Source organism: Salibacterium salarium, assembly GCF_030813635.1.
GTDB lineage: Bacteria > Bacillota > Bacilli > Bacillales > Marinococcaceae > Salibacterium > Salibacterium salarium.
The window spans coordinates 30,952-50,743 of record NZ_JAUSUM010000003.1 but is presented as its reverse complement, the minus strand read 5'-3'; the positions used below and the strand labels follow the sequence as shown (position 1 = coordinate 50,743).

At 39.2% G+C, this 19,792-nt stretch carries 15 protein-coding genes; 8 read left to right on the top strand and 7 right to left on the bottom strand.

The features are described from left to right. Positions 1 to 112: 112 nt before the first annotated feature. From nirD to cobA, 3 genes are read right to left on the bottom strand one after another with little or no spacing between them, the layout of a single operon-like run. On the bottom strand, positions 113 to 436 hold the full coding sequence (gene nirD / locus J2S78_RS11985; RefSeq protein WP_306898865.1) for a nitrite reductase small subunit NirD: 324 nt from the start codon (positions 434 to 436) through the stop codon (positions 113 to 115). A gap of 14 nt (positions 437 to 450) precedes the next feature. After that, positions 451 to 2,883, bottom strand: a complete 2,433-nt coding sequence (gene nirB / locus J2S78_RS11980) for a nitrite reductase large subunit NirB (RefSeq protein ID WP_306898864.1) — start codon at positions 2,881 to 2,883, stop codon at positions 451 to 453. A 35-nt stretch (positions 2,884 to 2,918) separates the two neighbouring features. Further along, positions 2,919 to 4,088 carry a uroporphyrinogen-III C-methyltransferase gene (gene cobA, locus J2S78_RS11975; RefSeq protein WP_306898862.1) on the bottom strand — a complete coding sequence of 390 codons (1,170 nt, stop codon included), beginning with the start codon at positions 4,086 to 4,088 and terminating at the stop codon, positions 2,919 to 2,921. Between the two features lie 271 nt (positions 4,089 to 4,359). Between cobA and J2S78_RS11970 the strand changes: the two genes are divergently transcribed. The 4 genes from J2S78_RS11970 (at position 4,360) to J2S78_RS11955 (ending at position 8,238) form a co-directional block, all read left to right on the top strand. Next, positions 4,360 to 5,076, top strand: a complete 717-nt coding sequence (locus tag J2S78_RS11970; protein WP_306898860.1) for a DUF3270 family protein — start codon at positions 4,360 to 4,362, stop codon at positions 5,074 to 5,076. 130 nt (positions 5,077 to 5,206) lie between these two features. Next, positions 5,207 to 6,949 carry a carbon starvation CstA family protein gene (locus J2S78_RS11965; RefSeq protein WP_306898858.1) on the top strand — a complete coding sequence of 581 codons (1,743 nt, stop codon included), beginning with the start codon at positions 5,207 to 5,209 and terminating at the stop codon, positions 6,947 to 6,949. A gap of 65 nt (positions 6,950 to 7,014) precedes the next feature. Beyond that, entirely contained in the window at positions 7,015 to 7,281 is a 267-nt protein-coding gene (locus J2S78_RS11960) for a cory-CC-star protein (RefSeq protein ID WP_306898856.1), read from the top strand. A 15-nt stretch (positions 7,282 to 7,296) separates the two neighbouring features. Further along, entirely contained in the window at positions 7,297 to 8,238 is a 942-nt protein-coding gene (locus tag J2S78_RS11955; RefSeq protein WP_306898854.1) for an ArsA family ATPase, read from the top strand. A 2-nt stretch (positions 8,239 to 8,240) separates the two neighbouring features. Here the strand turns inward: J2S78_RS11955 and J2S78_RS11950 are convergent, their stop codons facing one another. Further along, positions 8,241 to 9,554 (bottom strand): hemolysin family protein, encoded by a 1,314-nt coding sequence (locus tag J2S78_RS11950; RefSeq protein WP_306898853.1) that lies wholly within the window; start codon positions 9,552 to 9,554, stop codon positions 8,241 to 8,243. 111 nt (positions 9,555 to 9,665) lie between these two features. Then, positions 9,666 to 12,914, bottom strand: coding sequence for a DEAD/DEAH box helicase (locus J2S78_RS11945; protein WP_306898852.1), 3,249 nt, complete (start codon positions 12,912 to 12,914; stop codon positions 9,666 to 9,668). A gap of 210 nt (positions 12,915 to 13,124) precedes the next feature. Between J2S78_RS11945 and J2S78_RS11940 the strand changes: the two genes are divergently transcribed. The 3 genes from J2S78_RS11940 (at position 13,125) to J2S78_RS11930 (ending at position 16,331) form a co-directional block, all read left to right on the top strand. After that, positions 13,125 to 13,748: an HD domain-containing protein gene (locus J2S78_RS11940; protein ID WP_306898850.1), complete on the top strand. Its 624-nt coding sequence runs from the start codon at positions 13,125 to 13,127 to the stop codon at positions 13,746 to 13,748. Positions 13,749 to 14,355: 607 nt separating this feature from the next. Further along, complete coding sequence (locus J2S78_RS11935; protein ID WP_306898848.1) at positions 14,356 to 15,813, top strand: SulP family inorganic anion transporter; 1,458 nt, start codon at positions 14,356 to 14,358, stop codon at positions 15,811 to 15,813. 98 nt (positions 15,814 to 15,911) lie between these two features. Then, positions 15,912 to 16,331 (top strand): universal stress protein, encoded by a 420-nt coding sequence (locus J2S78_RS11930; protein WP_306898846.1) that lies wholly within the window; start codon positions 15,912 to 15,914, stop codon positions 16,329 to 16,331. A gap of 94 nt (positions 16,332 to 16,425) precedes the next feature. Here J2S78_RS11930 and cudC read toward each other — a convergent pair whose 3' ends face one another. Then, positions 16,426 to 16,992, bottom strand: a complete 567-nt coding sequence (gene cudC / locus J2S78_RS11925; protein ID WP_306898844.1) for a choline uptake/conversion transcriptional regulator CudC — start codon at positions 16,990 to 16,992, stop codon at positions 16,426 to 16,428. A 278-nt stretch (positions 16,993 to 17,270) separates the two neighbouring features. Here cudC and betB point away from each other — a divergent pair, with 278 nt between their 5' ends. Next, positions 17,271 to 18,728, top strand: a complete 1,458-nt coding sequence (gene betB, locus J2S78_RS11920; protein ID WP_306899588.1) for a betaine-aldehyde dehydrogenase — start codon at positions 17,271 to 17,273, stop codon at positions 18,726 to 18,728. A gap of 772 nt (positions 18,729 to 19,500) precedes the next feature. On the opposite strand, the gene J2S78_RS11915 is transcribed toward betB, so the two are convergent. Continuing rightward, the gene (locus J2S78_RS11915) at positions 19,501 to 19,752 is read right to left on the bottom strand and encodes a hypothetical protein (RefSeq protein WP_125554528.1); all 252 of its coding nucleotides are present in this window, start codon (positions 19,750 to 19,752) and stop codon (positions 19,501 to 19,503) included. Positions 19,753 to 19,792 lie beyond the last annotated feature (40 nt).

Genomic DNA, 19,792 nt, shown 5'->3' with positions numbered 1-19,792 from the left:
TAATTGATATATTAAAGGCAAAACATTGTGTTTTCAGGATGAAAAGACCTACCAAAACAATTAAATACTCCCCCTGTCACTTTACAAGGGGAGTCATCCACTATGAACTTTTTTAGTACATAATATAAACTGATCCGTCTTTTATAACGGTTTCGTAAGTGGTAACGCAACCTTCATCAGGGGCTTGGGCTTTTCCGTCAATCACATTTATTTTCCAATCGTGTAAAGGACAGAATACATACTCCCCGCTGACAATGCCTTGAGAGAGAGGCCCTCCTTTATGAGGGCATTTGTTCTCAATGGCATGAACGTCTCCGTCATGAGTGAGAAAAATAGCGATAGATTGATCCCCTATTAGTATTTCACGAGGTACATTAGCACGTAAATCCTTGTAATCTAATATATATATTTCTTTTTTTCCTTGTAATGTGTCCATCGTTTATCCTCCTCTTATACTAGCTCTACAGCTTTACGTTCGAATAGTTCTTTGCGTTTATTTTCGTTATGAGTAAGGGACTCCCAAGGATCTGCTGGTTTGTTTTCCAGCGCCACTTCCATTTGTTCTGCATAGTACTTACGATTATCCATGTTATCAATGATGGTGCTGCGGACATGTTCTAGACCAACGCGATCGACCCAGTGGGACGTTCTTTCAAGATAATGAGCATCTTCACGGTAATACTGCAAGAACGCACTTATAATCTCTAAGACTTCATCGCTAGTTTCTACTTTTGCGAGCAAGTCACCAGGTCTTAAGTCAACCCCGCCATTACCACCTACATACATTTCCCATGCTCCTTCGACTCCGACGATACCGATATCTTTAATGCCGGACTCTGCACAATTTCTTGGACAAGCAGACACGGCCATTTTAACTTTGTGAGGTGTATTTAGACGTTCAAACTTTTTCTCTATTGCGATACCAAGTCCGATAGAGTCTTGCGTTCCAAAGCGGCAAAAGTCTTCCCCTACGCAAGTTTTTACTGTCCGAATAGCTTTACCATAGGCATGACCGGAAGGCATATCTAGGTCAGACCACATATTCGGCAAGTCTTCCTTATTCACGCCGAGCATGTCGATACGCTGTCCGCCTGTCAGCTTTAACATTGGGACGTCATATTTATCGGCTACGTTAGCAATTTTTCTAAGCTGATCCGAATTTGTCACGCCTCCATACATTCTTGGGACAACTGAATACGTACCATCGTTTTGAATGTTTGCGTGCATTCTTTCGTTAACGAAACGGGACAGGTCATCATCTTCATATGTCTCTGGATGAACAACGCCCAAGTAGTAGTTAATAGCAGGACGACATTTAGAGCAGCCTTCTTCGTTTTCCCAACCTAATACATTCATGACTTCACGTGGGTGAGTTAATTGCCGGTTGCGGATATCTTCTTGAACCTGCTCATGGGAAAGGGAAGTACATCCACAAAGTGGTTCCACTTGAGATATGGAGCTTTCATCCCCCAATGTTGCTTGCAATAAATCAGCTACGAGTGGCTTACAGCCGCCGCAGGACCTAGAGGCATTCGTGTGTTTTTTAATTTCTTCGACTGATGATAGACCATCTTGTTCAATCGCCTGAACGATAGCTTCTTTAGACACCCCGTTGCAGCCGCAAATCGTTTCATCAGGAGCCATTGAAAGCACAGGGCTTTCTGTACTATCTGCTTCTTCAGATGGCAGAAGTACAGCTTTACTCATACCGCTTATATCTTCTTGTTTTTTCATCATATCTAGTAATCGAGGAGAATCGGAAGTGTCACCGAATAGAACGGAGCCAACCACTTTATCATCTTTGACCATGACTTTTTTATATACTCCTTCAAATTCATCATGAACTCGAACCGCTTTTTTTCCTTCTCCAGATTGAAAGTCCCCTGCCGAGAATACATCGACTCCAGAAACTTTTAATTGTGTATACATTAAGGAACCAGTGTAGCTTGCTTCTGATTTCTCATTGCAAAGTTGGTCAGCCAAGACTTTTGCTTGTTCATATAGTGGTGCGACGAGACCGTAAGCAATACCATTATGCTCTGCGCATTCGCCGACGGCATAAACATTGGAAGCACTAGCTTCTAGATAATCATTAACAACAATAGCCCGATTCGTTTCTAAACCTGCCGTTTGTGCTAAACCGATATTAGGTTTAATACCTACTGCCATGACAACCAAATCGGCATAAAGCTTCGATCCGTCTTTAAAGTGAACACCTTCCACGCGATCTTTACCGACAATCTGTTCTGTCTGTTTTTTCATATGGAATCTCATACCCTGGCTTTCTAATTCTTCGCGCAACATAGTGCCGGCTGTATCATCAAGCTGACGTTCCATCAAGTATTCCTCAAGATGAATAACATCTGTTTCCATGTTTAAGTTAATTAACCCGCGTGCTGCTTCCAATCCTAATAACCCGCCGCCAATAACGACAGCGCGCTTATATTTTTCAGAAGCATTGATCATTGTTTCACAGTCTTCGATATCTCTAAAGGCAATAACACCTTCTTTATCTGCTCCGGGAAGTGGAAGCATAAACGGGTTAGATCCAGTTGCTATTATTAATTTGTCATATGATATTGTCACGTTCTTTTCGCTAGTTACAGTTTGCTTTGTCGTGTCAATATCTACGACTGGATCAGCAGTGTATAATGTAATATTATTTTCTTCATACCATTCATACGTGTTTAGAACAATGTCATCAATTCCGGTATCTCCTTGTAAAACGGAAGATAAAGAAATGCGGTTATAGTTTGGATGAGGTTCTTTACCGAATATAGTAACGTCGTATTTGTTAGGATCTTTTTTTAAAATTTCCTCTACCGTTCTTACTCCGGCCATTCCATTTCCAATGACGACTAATTTTTCTTGTCTGTTAGACATAAATTTGTTTCCTCCTTGTTCATAGTAAAAATGGTTTATACTGTAGCTTTTTCACTCTGAAGAGAAGGATGTCCCACTTCTTCAGCTAATAAGCATTTAATGGAATCTTCAGGCTTTCCGATTGGAAGGGATGGCAAAAGAGATGAAATGATGGACGTTTCATTCTCTTCTGCCATCCAACAGGTTAAAGGTTTATCTATAGAGGAACGTCTTTGCTGCCATGCCTCATATAGCTGCTTCCCTTTTATTGTCGCCGGAAGAATCAGGTGTCGAATAAATCCTTCTTCTACAAGCCGATCTATAATTTCTAACGTATTATTAAGATTAAAGTCGGAATCTTCAGATAAAGAAGAACTGAGAAAGACTTCGATTCCGCTGTCTTTTAGTTTTTCGTATAGACTTACTTCCTTTGAATGGAGCGGAAAAGCAAGGATACTGCCAGCAGTTGATGGTGCAAACCATTGTAAATCCGTGTGATGGCTAGTTACGTCACCAATTATGATGATGGATGGATTTTTTACACCTTGTTTTAACACAATATCTGAAATGGTATCTAAGGTTCCCGGTATCGTACGTTGTTGTTTGTGGGTGGCCCACTCGACAACGAGTACGTTAGTTTTGGGTTCTTTACCATGTTTCATAAGTTCTGCTGTAATTTGAGGAAGACGTTTCATTCCCATGTACCAAATAAGTGTATCGGTTGTGTGCGCTAAGCTGTGCCAATCGGCGGCTACATCATCCCCTGTGGATGTCTTGCCATGTCCGGTTAAAACGCGATACCCATGGGCATAATCACGATGCGTCAGAGAAACACCAGCGTAGGATGCTGCTGCACTTCCGGCTGTAATACCTGGGATAATTTCATAGGGGATTTGGCGTTCAGATAATTCTTTCATTTCTTCAGCCATTCTTCCAAAAATGCTAGGATCACCGCCTTTTAACCGAACAACATTTTTTCCGCGCTTTGCTTGGACAATCAATTCGTTTTGTATGTCTTCTTGTCGTAACGTGTGAAGACAAGGTTTTTTACCACAGTAAATGAGTTTAGCGTGAGCAGAAACGTGAAACAACAAAGCGGGATGCGCCAAACGATCATAAAGGACGACGTCTGCTTTTTTTAAACATTCAGCACCGCGAAGAGTTATTAATTCGGGTGAGCCGGGCCCTGCTCCGACAATGTGAACTTTTCCATACAGTTTTTTCATAGGTATGGATGTCTCCCTTCATGTATTTCTATGAGTGATTGTACGTTGAGTGTATAGTATTTTTTCGGCCTGTTGTTAGATATAGGAAGGAAATCTGACAAACTATTTACTTATTTAATAGAGGTGAATTTCTTTTAAACTCGGTCATAAAAAGGGTTATTGTGTATAATGCGTACATATTTTATTAACATTCTGTAGATGATGTTTGATAATAATGAGAAATAGGGAAATGAATGTTTGTTGGTTTAACATTTGGAGAGGAGAGACCATATTGAGGATAGATACTGTTTTATTAGGAATTACTTATTTAATTGTACAATTGTTTGCGAATAGAATAATATCTTCTAGCACCGTTGGCAGGTTTAAATGGCTGTCGTTTTCGGGTGGAGTAGCAGTGTCGTATGTTTTTGTGTATGTCATGCCATCATTGCATAAAGAGCAAGAAAACTTCGCAAAATCTGGACTGACGATGGATTCAGAATTATATGTGCTAGGTTTAATTGGCTTATTAACATATTATGGAGTTCATAAAGCAGCGGAACGAGCTTCAAGAAAACACGAAAAAGGGGAAGGGACTTTTTTTTGGATACAAATATCATTTTTTGCTGTCTATAATATGCTTATCTCTTACATAATTTTTGCTTCTGATATTGAAGGGATAGAAGCTGTTTTTTATGGTGTTGCCGTTGGAATGCATTTTATGGCGGTCTCACATGATATGTGGCGGGAAGACAGTGTGAGGTACCAAGAGCTTGGAAGGTACTTACTAGCACTTGGAATTATAATAGGCTGGACAATTGGCGTCTTTGCACCGATGCCGCCCTTCGTACTTGGTGTCGTTTTTGCTTTTATATCTGGTGCGATGATAATGAATGTTTTGAAAAAAGAACTTCCTTCCGAGGAGAACGCTCATTTTCGAACCTTTTTAGGAGGAGCGATTGGCTATACACTACTAACGCTGGCATTAAAATGGTTCTTTGAATGGTGATTTTATGAAAATATTGAAAGAAATAGTGTTATACATCTATTTCTTTTATAATAATTATGATAGCGCATACATTTTTAAGGCAAGGAGTGGAGATTTATTTAAATTCTAGCAAAGAGAGGAAGTGGTCTTAGTGCCAGCTATAGTGCTCGCTATTTTCGGTTTACTTGTTTTTGTATTTGGCTATCGTTATTATTCTAAGTTTATCGCTCAACGCATTTATCGTTTGGATCCTAATTTTAGAACTCCTGCTCATGAATTTAGAGATGGTGTCGATTTTGTTCCGACGAATAAATGGGTATTATGGGGGCATCATTTTACTTCCGTAGCTGGGGCAGCTCCCATCGTTGGACCGGCTGTTGCTGTTTACTGGGGGTGGCTGCCTGCTTTTTTATGGGTTGTATTTGGTACAGTTTTCGCTGCAGGTGTCCATGATTTTGGCACACTCGTATTATCTGTTCGTAATAAAGGGCAATCTATCGGCACATTGGCAGAAAAAATTATAGGTCGTCGCGCGAAACTATTGTTTTTATTTATTATTTTAATTTTAGTATTGATGGTGAATGCAGTATTTGCATGGGTCATATCAAATTTATTTATTTCGTTTCCGGCAAGTGTGTTGGCTGTGTTTATCCAGATTCCACTAGCTATTTGGATTGGATACACCATGAATAAGAAAGGCAAGAAAATGCTTATCCCTTCTTTAATAGCACTTGCCGTGATGTACTTTACTGCCATATTGGCAAGCAGCATACCAGCATTGCAGATTGATCTAATTTCATACTTTGGCGGAGAAGACGCTGGAGGTGCGTTTGGTCTTGATTCTGTATCTCTTGCTTTCTTAGTATGGATTGTTATTCTTATGATTTATGTATATATAGCTTCTATTTTACCTGTATGGAAGTTACTGCAACCACGAGACTATATTAATTCTCACCAGTTAGTCGTCGGTCTTTCTATACTTTATCTAGGGTTATTATTTACATGGCCTATTGCAGAAGTGACAGCGCCAGCAACAAGAGGGGTGTCAGATGTTTCATGGTTTCCGCTTTTGTTTATTACGATAGCTTGTGGTGCTATTTCGGGATTTCATGGTTTAGTGTCGTCTGGAACATCGTCAAAACAGTTGAATCGAGAAACTGATGCCCGTTTTGTTGGTTACTTTGGAGCGGTGGGAGAAGGGGCACTCGCACTCATTACAATTCTGGCTGTTACAACGTTTTTTGCAAGCCAAGGGGACTTTCTGGCAAGTTATGAAAGCTACACTGTAGCAAATTCGGATGGATTAAACCATTTTGTTGGAGGAGCAGGACAGCTGGCCGCATCCCTCGGATTACCAGCTGGCGTAGCAGAAACGATTGTCGCTGTTATCGTTGTTAGTTTTGCTGCTACAACTCTTGATACCTCAGTGCGTTTAATGCGCTATATTATTGCTGAGCTTGGTCAAGAATACAAAGCAAATGTTTTAACAAAAAAACATGTCGCTACTAGTTTAGCTGTTGGTTCAAGTGCGCTGCTTGTTTTACTCCCAGGAGACCGTGGGTTTGGTTCTGGAGGATATTTATTGTGGCCTTTGTTTGGCACAGTAAATCAACTTTTAGCAGCTATCAGCTTGTTGTTGATATCAATATGGTTAAGAAGAAAAGGACGTAATTTTATGGTTACTATTATACCCATGGTATTCTTATTATTCATGACCTTGTGGGCGATGGTAAGTCAAGTGGCGTTTGAATGGTCTGGTCTTGGAGATGAAGATGCCCAAATTTTGTTATTTGTACTAGGGGCTGTCATATTAGGATTTGCGGTTTGGATCTTTTTGGAGGCATTGGCGTTATTCCGGAAAGAACCTCCGAATACAGATCCTGATAATAGATAGAAGAAATTAAAAGGGGCTTGGTGTTTTAAGCATCAAAGCTCCTTCTCCAAATAGGAGGTATAAGTATGGTGGAAAGAAAACTGACCTTAAAAAAACTGATGGAATTTTACGATGAAGTACTAAGTCTACCGCATCAGGCCGAGGTAAAAAGAGAAATCAGGGATGAAGACGATCTTTTTCTTTTATTATGTTTTTCCGAACTGCTTGGTATTCCCAATCCCGTTTCTTACTATACACTTGAGTTATATCCGCAAATGATAGAACGGTTTCATGATTGGCATTTACGGATGGGAATGGATAAGTCCCCGTTAACGGGCATTCGTTGTTGTTAAGGAGAGATCTATAATATGGACAAGTTATTTCACTATAATATTGTGTTTTTTGGCGGAAAAGGAGGAGTAGGGAAGTCTACATCTGCCTCTGCATTTGCGCTTGCTGCTGCGGACCAGGGAATACATACATTGCTTGTATCAACAGATCCTGCTCACAATGTAGGAGATATTTTTAATAAGACAATCGGTGATCATAGAACCAAATTGACTACCCATCTGTGGGGCATCGAAATTAGTTCAGAAAAAGAATCTAAACGATATATTGATGACGTAAAATATAATATTAAAGATTTAGTGAAATCTCACATGGCAGATGAAGTGAATCGACAAATTGACATGGCAGCCGTTTCTCCAGGAGCGGAAGAAGCCGCACTATTTGATCGACTCGTTAGAATCATTTTGAAGGAAAAGCACGATTTTGATTTAATCGTGTTTGATACAGCGCCAACAGGACATACGGTTCGATTATTATCGTTGCCTGAATTAATGGAAGCTTGGATTGAAGGAATGTTGCAGCGCAGGGCGTCGATTAACGAAAATTACTCGCAGTGGTTGCATGATGGTGATCCTGTCGATGATCCGATTTATAGAATTCTAATGGAGCGTAAAGACAGATTTTCTGAAGCCCGAAAAGTATTAATGGACGAAAAGAAAACGGCCTATGTGTATGTGCTCCTACCGGAAAAGTTACCAATTGCTGAAACGGAACGTGCGATAGAGATTTTAGAAAAGACACAGCTACAAGTAAATACATTACTTGTGAATAAATGTATGCCTGATGATGCGATGGAAAGTTCTTTTTTTCAAAAAAGAAGAAGACAAGAAGAGGCCTATTTGCAGGATATAAACAAGCGCTTCCCTAAACAAAAAAAGGTGTATTTACCGTTGTTGGAAGAAGATATATCATCTCTTGATTCTTTAGAAACGGTAAAACAGGTCATGTTAAAATCAATGTAATTTTATTCTGATTCATCATCTTGTTTCACTACTTCGACCCATTTGATTTGCTGTCCTTCTAATTCTCTTGGGATAAAGGTCCAGTTTTCAAACGTAATATGGTCTCCTTTTTTAATATTATATTTTACAGACAAAAGCCAACCAGCAACTGTATCAACAGGACCGTCCTCGATATCTAGAGACAATAAGTTATTCACGTCTTCTATCAGCACTTTGCCATCAAGCAAGTATTTCGACTCGTTTTCATTCAGCTTTTGAATGAGAGGATTCTCATTTGTGTCTAATTCATCACGAATTTCGCCAACAATTTCTTCTAAAATATCTTCAACTGTTACAATACCTGCTGTTCCTCCGTATTCATCCAATAAGACAGCCATATGGGTTTGCTCGGATTGCATTTTAACGAGCAGTTCAGGAATCGGTGTTGATTCAATGATTTGAATAACAGGACGGATATAAGAAGACAGATCAAATGGGTTTTTCGTGGTGGAAAGGGCTACATCGCCTAAAATTTCTTTTGCATGAATAAGACCTATAATATGGTCTTTATCCCCCTTTGTAACGGGATAACGAGTATATCGCTCGGAACGGATAATATCAAGATTATCTTGCTGTTCTTTTTGCAGTGATAGTGTGACAATCTCGGTTCGCGGAATCATAATTTCGTTTGCTAAGCGATTGTCAAACGCAAAAATGCGGTTGACGAAATCAAACTCAGACTGGTTAATTTCTCCCTTTTCATAGCTCTCTGATAAAATAATACGCAATTCTTCTTCCGAATGAGCTACTTCATGTTCAGAAGCAGGCTTTATTCCAAAAAGTCGAGTTAATGCTTGGGCAGAGCCATTTAACAGCCAGATAAACGGAAACATTAATCGGTAAAACCAAATAATCAAGGGTGAAAACCATAGAGTTACAGCCTCTGCTTTTTGGATAGAAATCGTTTTAGGAGCGAGTTCACCCACTACAACATGTAAGTAAGTGACAAGAAAAAAGGCTAAAATAAAACTTAAAATGGATGTTGCAGTATCTGGTATAGGGAAAGTTTCGAAAAGGGGATGTAAAATTCGTTCTACTGTAGGTTCCCCAAGCCACCCTAAACCTAGAGCGGTGATAGTTATCCCGAGTTGACAGGCTGACAAGTATTCGTCAAGCCCCGTGACAACCTTTTTTGCTGATTCCGCTTTTGTGTTCCCTGCTTCTATAAGTTGATTTATTTTTGATGTTCGAACCTTTACTATTGCAAATTCAGTTGCGACAAAAAATGCGGTCAACACTATAAGCAGAACTAATAATAATATATTGACTAACAACAATAAAATTCCCTCATTTCATCCACGAAAAGCTAGCATCCTTTTTATTATTATGTCGCACTTTATCCAATTTTACTCATAAAAAAGCCATCCTTTTAGGGATGACTAAAAAAATTATGAGAGTTCTAAGAGTTCCCGAACATCTTCCTCGGATAGGGATGTTAGATTTGTTTCACCGGATTGAATCACTTGATCAAATAATTCTTTTTTCTTGTCTTGAAGGGCTTGGATTTTTTCTTCAATTGTCCCTTTTGAAATAAGCTTGATCACTTGTACGGTTTGTTTTTGACCAATACGGTGAGCGCGGTCAGCAGCTTGTGTTTCAACGGCGGGGTTCCACCATAAGTCAAAAAGGATTACTGTATCGGCGCCGGTCAAATTCAAACCAGTACCCCCAGCTTTTAAAGAAATAAGAAATGCTTCTTTCTCCCCATCATTAAATTGTTCGGTCATTTGTAAACGTTGTTGACTCGGGGTTTTCCCATCTAAATAGTAATAGGAAAACCCTTTTTGGTTAAACGCATCAGCAATAAATGACAGCATGGTCGTAAATTGGGAGAAAATAAGAACGCGGTTTCCATTTTCTTTGGCATCATTCATGAAGTTCATTAATTCATCAAGCTTGCCGGAACCACCATGATAATCTTCTAAAAACATTCCTGGGTGACAGCATAATTGGCGCAGTCTGGTTAAATTAGCTAGTATATTCATGCGGTTTTGCTGAAAGCTTCCACTTTGCAGTTGATTGGCTGTTTCGTCTTTGATTCGATTGAGATAAGCCACATACGTTTCTCTTTGGTTTTTTGTTAAATCACAATTTAATGTGGTTTCAATTTTGTCCGGCAGTTCTGTGAGTACATCTTTTTTGGTCCGCCTCATAATAAAGGGAGACACACGATAGCGGATAGTTTCTGCCGGCATGTTTTTAAAGGATTGAACATCTGGGAATAATCCCGGCATTAAAACAGCAAACAGAGACCATAATTCGTCAATCTTATTTTCGATAGGGGTTCCACTCAAGGCAAAGGCTTTCTCGGTTTGTATTTGCCGCACGGCACGAAATGTTTTTGAAGTATAGTTTTTCAATGCTTGAGCCTCGTCAAGAATTAAACCGTGGAACGTCTTATCCTCATACAACGCAATATCTCTTCGTAATAGCGGATAAGAAGTGATTAACATATCGATGTCTTCCGATTGCTCTATTTGTTTTTTTCTTTCCGCTTTCGTCCCGTGAATAAGTTGAACCCGAAGTTCAGGGGTGAATGTCCTTGCTTCTTTTTCCCAATTAAAAATGAGAGAGGACGGTGCAACAATTAAAAACGGAGCAGCCTGAGCGCGTTCTTTTCGTTCCGAAAGAATATAGCTTAACGTTTGAAAGGTTTTACCGAGTCCCATATCGTCAGCCAGAATTCCTCCGAAACCATAAGAAGCCAAGGCCTTCAGCCATTGGAAGCCTTTTTCCTGGTAATCACGAGGCTGTCCTTCCAATCCCTCAGGAAGTAATGTTTCAAACTGTTCTGGAGAACGAATGTCTCTTAATAACTTTTTCACACTTTCACTTTTTTGCCACTGTCTTCCGGTATTTAAAAATTTATCAACTTGAAATGCTTTATATGCAGGGAGTCTGAGTGTATTTTCTTCCCAATCCGTAGGGTCCATGTCAGAGTCCTCAAGTAAATCGCGGAATCCTTGCAGCATTTCATCATCTAATGATACATATCGACCATCTGCTGTTTTATGATAGCGCTTTTTCTCTCTTAATGAATACATGAGAGCATACAGTTCATCATCATTTAAATCATCGGTTTGGAAGGAGATATCCAACCACCCCAGTGACTCATCAAGATTGGAATCAATAGAAAACGAAGCTGGGGAAACGAGCATTTTTTCCATGTCTTTACTCATAAAAACATCTGCTTTTTCTTTCAATTCAGGTAAAATAGCAGTAAGGAAGTAGTAAATTGATTCATCATCTGACAATGACAATGCTTGCCCGTTCCAGTGAAATCCGGCAGATTCAATCAATTGAAGAAATTCTTCTTCTTTTTGTGAATCGCGGGCGATAAGCGTTTCATCGCCAGGGGTATTTCTCTCCTCTGTTACCGCATGTAACGAGTGAGCACCATAAGAAAACAGTGGATCAGCTAAAATTGTATTGTTGTCACTGTCTAAATAAATTTTAGCTTGAAGTGGATGATCCTCCACAGCATCTACATTATCGTTGACGGTCAAACGCCCCTGGTCTTTTAAGGAAGACACGACATTTGCATAAACTTGCTCTAAATCTGATTTATCTAGCGGAAGTCTTCCTTTTGGTGTATCCATCAACATGTGAAACAGCAACTTAGTTGAATGATCTTCTTCATCGACTGTTTCATAAAGACGGTCGTTCCAAATATAGTAAGGCGTTAAGCTTACTTTTCGTGGTGGATAATCAAATGAAGAATAAGAGACGTAATATTGACCTTGTTGTTTTGTTAATTCAAATTGTCCAGGCCACTGCTGTTTTACGACTAACGGAACAGGGGAACCGACGGAAGGTCTTACAACGACATTGGAACAATCGAGCAACGCCTGCAACATTTCTTCTGCGGCAACCGGTGGAATTGTAATTTCCGCTCTTCCTTTGTTTTCTGCATACATAAAGCTGGTTTGTCTGTCGGCCCATTTTTGGTTTCGAATAACCTCTTCAAGTTTTCTAATGACATGAAGGTCTGCTTCTTCGAAATAATGATAGGTAGGATCAAATGTAAATTTTTTCGTGAAAGGAAGCAGAGAACGTTGTCTCATTGCGGATAATAATGCTTCAATGTCTTTTACGATATACAATTTGTCTGTTCCTACTTTTATTTGAATAGAAAAATACTGTTCTTGCGGTTGAAAATAGTCAGTGTAAAATGACAGGTTAAATTCGGTTTGTAATGCCTCACCAATAGATTCGACAGATTGCATTCGTCCGGCAAAATAATCAACAAACAATTTCTTTAAGGAGGCGGTTGATTCTATTTCAGTGTCTTTGTTTGAATAAGAATTTCTCCGCACTTCACGTTTTTTCGGAGGAGGAGCTGCTTCTGTTGGATTAGCAACTGACAACAGTACAGCTGTAATGTGCTTGCACACATCGATTCCATCTTCGTGAGCTGGGCAACCACAGGCATATTCTTGAAGTTCACCGTCTTCGTGGAATAATAAGTGCACTTTATAATGGAAAGAACCAGTTACGGTTGCTTTTATTTTTGTGAAAGAACCAGCGGTATTGTGAGTTATTTCTTCAACCCGTCCGTCCTCAAAGTATGACAATCCTCGGGAATACATTGTGGATCCGGCTAGGGTCCGAATTTCTTGTTTTGTTAAGAAACGCACGATTCTTCCTCCTTCTCGTAACAAACCATACCCTTCATTATAACATAATCGATGGGTTGAGACAGGTTGTACAGATAAAAGGCTAGTGATTTCGTCCTTTCTGAATGGAAGTTTGTCCGTGCTAGAAAGAAGGGAATAGGGGGATTAGTGTAGAAATAAAAGAATGAAGGATACATCCTATAGACAAAAACAGGGCAAGGTGGGCTTAATATGGCTGATACCGAAATGATTATCGAAAAAGCGCAAGCAAAAGCTGAAAACTTTTTTTCAACGAAAGATCCTTCTCATGATTATTGGCATACTCATCGGGTTGCAACTTGGGCTGTGAAATTAGCTGAAGACGAAAAGGCTGATGTTTTTATATGTGAATTGGCAGCATGGCTGCACGATTTGATAGATATAAAATTGAATGATTCAGAAGCGGAAGCCCTCACCCAAGTAGAAACTTGGCTTAAGGAACACGTCGAAAACGAAGAACAAGTAAGACATGTGATAGAAATTATAAAGACAATGTCTTATCGAAATGGAGAAAATGCAGCAATGAGAACACTCGAAGGGAAAGTTGTTCAAGATGCTGACCGGCTAGATGCGATAGGAGCAATAGGGATAGCACGAGCTTTTGCTTTTGCCGGGCGTACGGGGGAACCATTGCACAAGCCGGCCTCTCCGGAAAAAGAAAAACGAAGCACTGCTATTGAACATTTCTATGACAAGCTATTACGGTTAAAATCGTTGATGAACACAGAAACAGCAACTAATATTGCAAACAAACGGCAAAAGTTTATGATAAGCTATTTAGAACAATTTTATAGTGAATGGGAAGGGAAGCTGTAGGAAATGTAGTAGAATAAGACCCTATCCCCTGTCCCATGAAAATGTTCTCCATCTCTATTTGGGGGACATTTTTTCATAAGGTCCAGTATTCTCTTTTTTCGAGACACAGCCCCTGTCGTGTAGTTCGAAGAGTCTCGCATTATCAGTTATCGAGACATATCGCCTGCTGCCTCGCACGAAAAATCCTATAAATCTTTTTTCAAGAAACTTCTCCTTCCCATATTCCACAGTTTTTTCAGGTAATTTTCCCAAAAATTTTTTATTTTTCCAATCAAGATGAACATTTCATCATTTCAATTGTCTTTGATTTATCTCCTGTTTTATAAAGCACCTAAATCATCTTCCTTTCCCGTGAAATTATTTATAGTATGTGACAAGTTGATGAATAAAGTAGAAAAGAAGAGAATTTTACATGTATGAAAGAGAAAATATAATATGACTTACGCTTACATACGGTTTGGGGAAACTACTACTCTATGATAGAATCCATTTTGTTCGTAACGGTGGCTTTTGTAGTAGAGGCAAAAGCTGGTTTAGACAAAGGAGCGAGGGACGAAACGACGGAAATATCCCTTGCTTAAAAAATAGTAAAGGAGATTTAGAAGAAGTGACTGTAATAGAAAAACTTAAAAAGACGTGGTTAGGAAATATCCGCGGTGACGTCTTGGCCGGTATAGTTGTAGCGTTGGCTTTGATTCCGGAAGCCATTGCGTTCTCTATTGTGGCTGGAGTGGACCCGATGGTTGGATTGTATGCTTCCTTTAGTATCGCTGTTGTTACTTCCATTGTAGGTGGACGTCCAGGGATGATATCTGGTGCTACAGGTGCCATGGCACTGTTAATGGTAACACTTGTCGCACAACATGGACTGGAATATTTGCTTGCAGCCTCAATTTTGACCGGAATTATACAAATCATATTTGGATGGAGCAAATTGTCTAAGTTAATGAAGTTTATTCCAAGGTCCGTTATGGTTGGATTCGTCAATGCGCTTGCTATTCTTATTTTTATGTCACAAATGGAACATTTTGAAGGACAAGGCTGGACGATGTATGCTTTAGCTGGGGTATCATTGGTTATTATATATTTGTTTCCAAAAATATCGAAAACCATCCCATCGACATTAATTGCGATTATTGCAATAACAGTATTTGCTGTTGTTATGGGAATCAACACCCAAACCGTAGGTGATATGGGGGCATTACCAGATACATTACCAGTGTTTCTTATCCCCGAAATTCCTTTGACAATTGAAACATTAGTGATTATTTTCCCTTATGCTTTAGCCTTATCTGTAGTAGGTCTCCTTGAATCTTTATTAACTGCGACAATTGTTGATGATATGACCGATACAGAAAGTGATAAAGATAAAGAATCACGTGGCCAAGGGTATGCTAATGTCGTAACAGGATTTTTTGGAGGTATGGCTGGCTGTGCTATGCTTGGTCAATCAGTCATCAACGTAAAGTCAGGCGCTAATGGAAGGTTATCTTCTCTCGTTGCCGGTGTATTTTTAATGTTTTTAATCCTTGTGCTAGGTGATCTCGTTGTACAAATACCAATTGCAGCACTTGCCGGCGTCATGATAATGGTTTCTATAAGCACATTTGATTGGAATTCATTAAAAATGTTAACAAAAGTGCCAAAAAGTGATTCCACTGTTATGGTTGTCACTGTAGGTACCGTAATTGTTACCCATGACTTGTCTCAAGGAGTGCTAGCAGGTGTTGTATTGAGTGCGATCTTCTTTGCTGCGAAAATTTCAAAAGTGAATGTAGAAAAATCAACAGGTCATTCGGATTCATATAAAATATACAAAGTCGAAGGGCAGTTGTTTTTCGCTTCAGTTACAGATTTTACGAAGAGCTTCGATTTTGATGAAGCGGTCAACACAGTCGAAATAGATTTAAGTCAAGCTCATTTGTGGGATGATTCTGCTGTGGAGGCATTAGATAAAGTAAAAGCGAAATTCCATCAACGCAATGTGGAAATTGTGTTAAGCGGAGTAAATAAAGAAAGTTCCCAATTGATGAGCAAATTAGATGGCCTTTCATCTGGGCATTAGAAAAAAGTGCGCTTTAGTGGCGCACTTTTTCTAATAAACAGGCAGGTATGTAAAGAGATCCTGTAGAAAAGAGTTTGAAGAAAAGGAGAGTACAAGTAATGTATAATAAGATATTGTTAGCAGCTGATGGATCTGATCATTCTTTACGCTCGGCAAAACATGCGATGGCTTTAGTAAGAGGAGGAGAAAATCCGCATATTGATATTATTTATGTTGTAGATGGAGACAAATCCAAAACGGATGTCCTTCATTATGGAAACACTGATGTGATTCAATCGAAACGAAAAGAAAAGTTGTCTCCGATTGAAGAGATGTTGGAGGAAAAGGAAATTTCTTATGAGATTCATTTAAAACATGGAGAGCCAGGACCAGCTATTGTTAAGTTCGCAAATGACAGTCAATATGATTGTGTTGTTTTAGGAAGCAGGGGGTTAAACCAACTACAGACAATGGTACTTGGCAGTGTCAGCCACAAAGTAGCCAAAAGAGTGGAATGCCCTGTGATGATTATAAAATAATGTATCGAAATCCTTACAATGTCCTATGTCATTCACACAGTTGACCGATATCTAAAAAAAAGAGAGTAGACTTCTAAAGTCACTCTCTCTCTTTTCATTGTCTATCTTCATCTTTAGAATCTAGAGGAATCAAATCAAAAATTTCCCCCGTTTCAATCGTTTCCACTAATTTGTTAAGCCACTGGTAGTACCGTTTAGAGTTCTCCATGACTTGGAAAGTCTCACGTGCATCTTCTTTCACTTCTTCAGAGACATTATCTTCATTAATGATCTGAGTTAAGGTACTTTGAGCATCTTTGATAGAATGAAGATTAACCTTGGCCTCTCTTTCCCATTTCTGGGTGAAAAAATTAGAAAAAAATTGAAAGAAATCTTTTTCTGCAATGTAGGTCTGTTTTCTTTTCCCTTTTCGGAATGTCTTTTTTACTACATTGAATTCTTGAAGTTTTTTTACACCGGTACTCATGCTAGGCTTGCTCATTCCGAGTTTTTCTCTCATTTCATCGAGCGTCATATCTCCTTCTAGATACATCGTTCCATAGAGAGTGCCTGCACTTCGTGTCACACCATACAAATCCATTGTTTCTGCGATAGAATCGATAACGAGTTCTTTCGCATTGTCCAAGGATTCTCGAGCTTCTTGATCAGAAGAGTTTGACATTCAAATCCTCCTTATTAAAAAGATATTTATCGTTAAAAATTTTATTTATTAACTTATCTTAACGTATAAAAGATAGATGTCAAAGATGAAAATTAATTTAATGCTTTGTTCCTATATGGTTATGTTTGGAAAACATTTTAAAAAAACATTAATGTTTGTCTGTTTGACAATAAAAATGAGAAGTGTTAAATTAAACGCATTCGAAACGTTAAAATTATTTTAAACAAATTAAATGTTATTATTCTATATGAGGAGTGATTTACTTGGTACTTAAAAAGATGTTCATTAATGGCACTTGGGTAGAGGCGAAGTCAAATGAAACAAGAGCCATCATTAACCCGTATAATCAGGAAGAGATTTTTCAATCTGCTGAAGGTAATCGTGATGACGCGAAAGCAGCCATTCAAGCAGCGCGCGTTGCTTTTGATAAAGGTGAATGGCCAAACACCCCTGCAAAGGAAAGAGGGGAAATCGTACAAAAAATTGCCGATTATATAAGAAGAGATAATGAAGAACTTGCTGAACTAGAAACACTTGATACTGGTAAAACAATAGAAGAAAGTCGCGTAGATATGGATGACATTGCAGGTGTCTTTCAATATTTTGCCGGCCTTGCAGACAAAGATGGAGGAGAAGTTATTTCATCTCCTATTCCAGACTCTGAGAGTAAAGTTGTTCATGAACCGGTTGGTGTTTGCGGTCAAATAACACCTTGGAACTATCCATTATTGCAAGCAGCATGGAAGATTGCTCCGGCACTAGCTGCAGGAAATACGATAGTAGTCAAGCCAAGTGAGATTACACCACTTACTACTGTAAAGGTATTTGAACTCATTGAAGAAGCAGGCGCACCAAAAGGCGTTGCTAACCTTGTTCTTGGAAAAGGAACAGACGTAGGTGCAGAGTTATCTGAGAACACAGATGTTGATCTTATTTCATTCACAGGCGGTATTGATACAGGGAAGAAAATCATGCAATCCGCAAGTGTTAATGTGAAGAAGATTGCATTAGAGCTTGGCGGTAAAAACCCTAATATTGTATTCGCAGACGCTGACTTTGAAACAGCAGTAGATCAAGCATTAAACGCAGCATTTTTCCACGCTGGTCAAGTATGTTCCGCAGGAGCTAGACTTCTTGTAGAAGACAGCATCCATGACGAGTTTGTAGAAGAGCTTGTAAAACGTGCTGGAAACATTAAATTAGGAAACGGCTTTGACGATGATACTCAATCTGGTCCGCTTATTTCTGCTGAACATCGTGCAAAAGTCGAAAAATATATTGAAGTTGGTCAACAAGAAGGAGCAAAAATTGAAGTTGGAGGTAAGCGTCCTGAGAAAGCTGAACTCCAAGATGGTTTCTTCTACCTACCAACAGTATTTACCAACTGCACATCAGATATGAGAATTGTTCAAGAAGAAGTGTTTGGTCCAGTTTTGACTGTAGAGAAATTCAGCGGTCAAGAAGAAGCTGTTGAAAAAGCTAATGACACTATTTATGGTCTTGCTGGCGCAGTATTTACAACAGACATTGGAAAAGCAGAGGAAGTTGCAGGATCCTTGAGACTTGGAACTGTATGGATTAATGACTTCCACCCATACTTTGCTCAAGCTCCTTGGGGAGGATATAAGCAGTCTGGAATTGGTCGTGAACTAGGAAAGCCTGGTTTAGAAGAATACACAGAAGTGAAACACATTTTCCGCAATAGAAAACCTGAACCAATCCATTGGTTTAAATAAGCAATACAGTCGCAAAACATAGACGAATGGATTTGCATGCGTTGCTTCAAACTTCTTCCAAAATCCGTTTAATATAAATAAAAGACCGTCTTTTTCCGTATGAATGGAGAAGGCGGTCTTTTTAAAAGGTTATAATGTATAAAATGTGGAGCTTTTGGTGCAAAAGTAAGAATGTGGCCATGCTCGCGGAAAGCGTCCCGTCTGTAGCGGATGTGGAAAGAAGCACATTCTAAAAATCGGGGCTCCACAAAGGACGGAACTTGGGCGAACTTTCCGAGCTCCGTTTTTCTTAGTAATGATTGGCTATCGTTCTTTATTAAAATGAGGGAGTCAGCAAGGATTTATGGTCCACATCTAACATTTACTGTCCCCATTCGATAATTTACTAGCCAAGTTTGAGTGATTACTGTCCGAATGAGCAAGTTTACTAGCGAAATTCAAATTTACTGTCCGAACCAGACGATTTACTAGCCGAATTCGCAGATTTACTGTCTAAACAAAGCTTATTACTGTCCAACCTGCCACAAGCAAATAATAAGTGCGTGTGAATCCTTCTTTGTGCTATCTAAAAATCAACGCAGCATATACATTCCACAATTCCATCGTTCATTCGTCTGGAATTCTTGCGGGAATAGGACTTCAACTGTCTCATAAACAATTGAGCGAAGTTCGGATTCTCTGTAATGGCGGATGTTGACCACCCCTACTGTCCGGCATGCAGCTCCCCATTGTCATAAATAAGATTTCTTATTTTATGAACGGGTGAGTTCCTTTATTGATGACGGTTCGGACGAAGTTGAAAATCGATAAAGCTTCCGGCTATCATTCCGAGAAAGAAATCTTTGATGTCCATTTGATTTCCCGCTATCCCGTACAACAACCCGATACCACCAAATATTATGGTATATCGCACTCTCATCAATGAATTGTAGTATGGAAAGGATGCTTGCACACTTTCCAAAAAGAAGGGAGAAAAATAAACAGCAACGATAATAACGACAATGACAACAAATAAAATTTCCACACCGATCGCCTCCTATGCATTAAAAACCCTTATTACATCT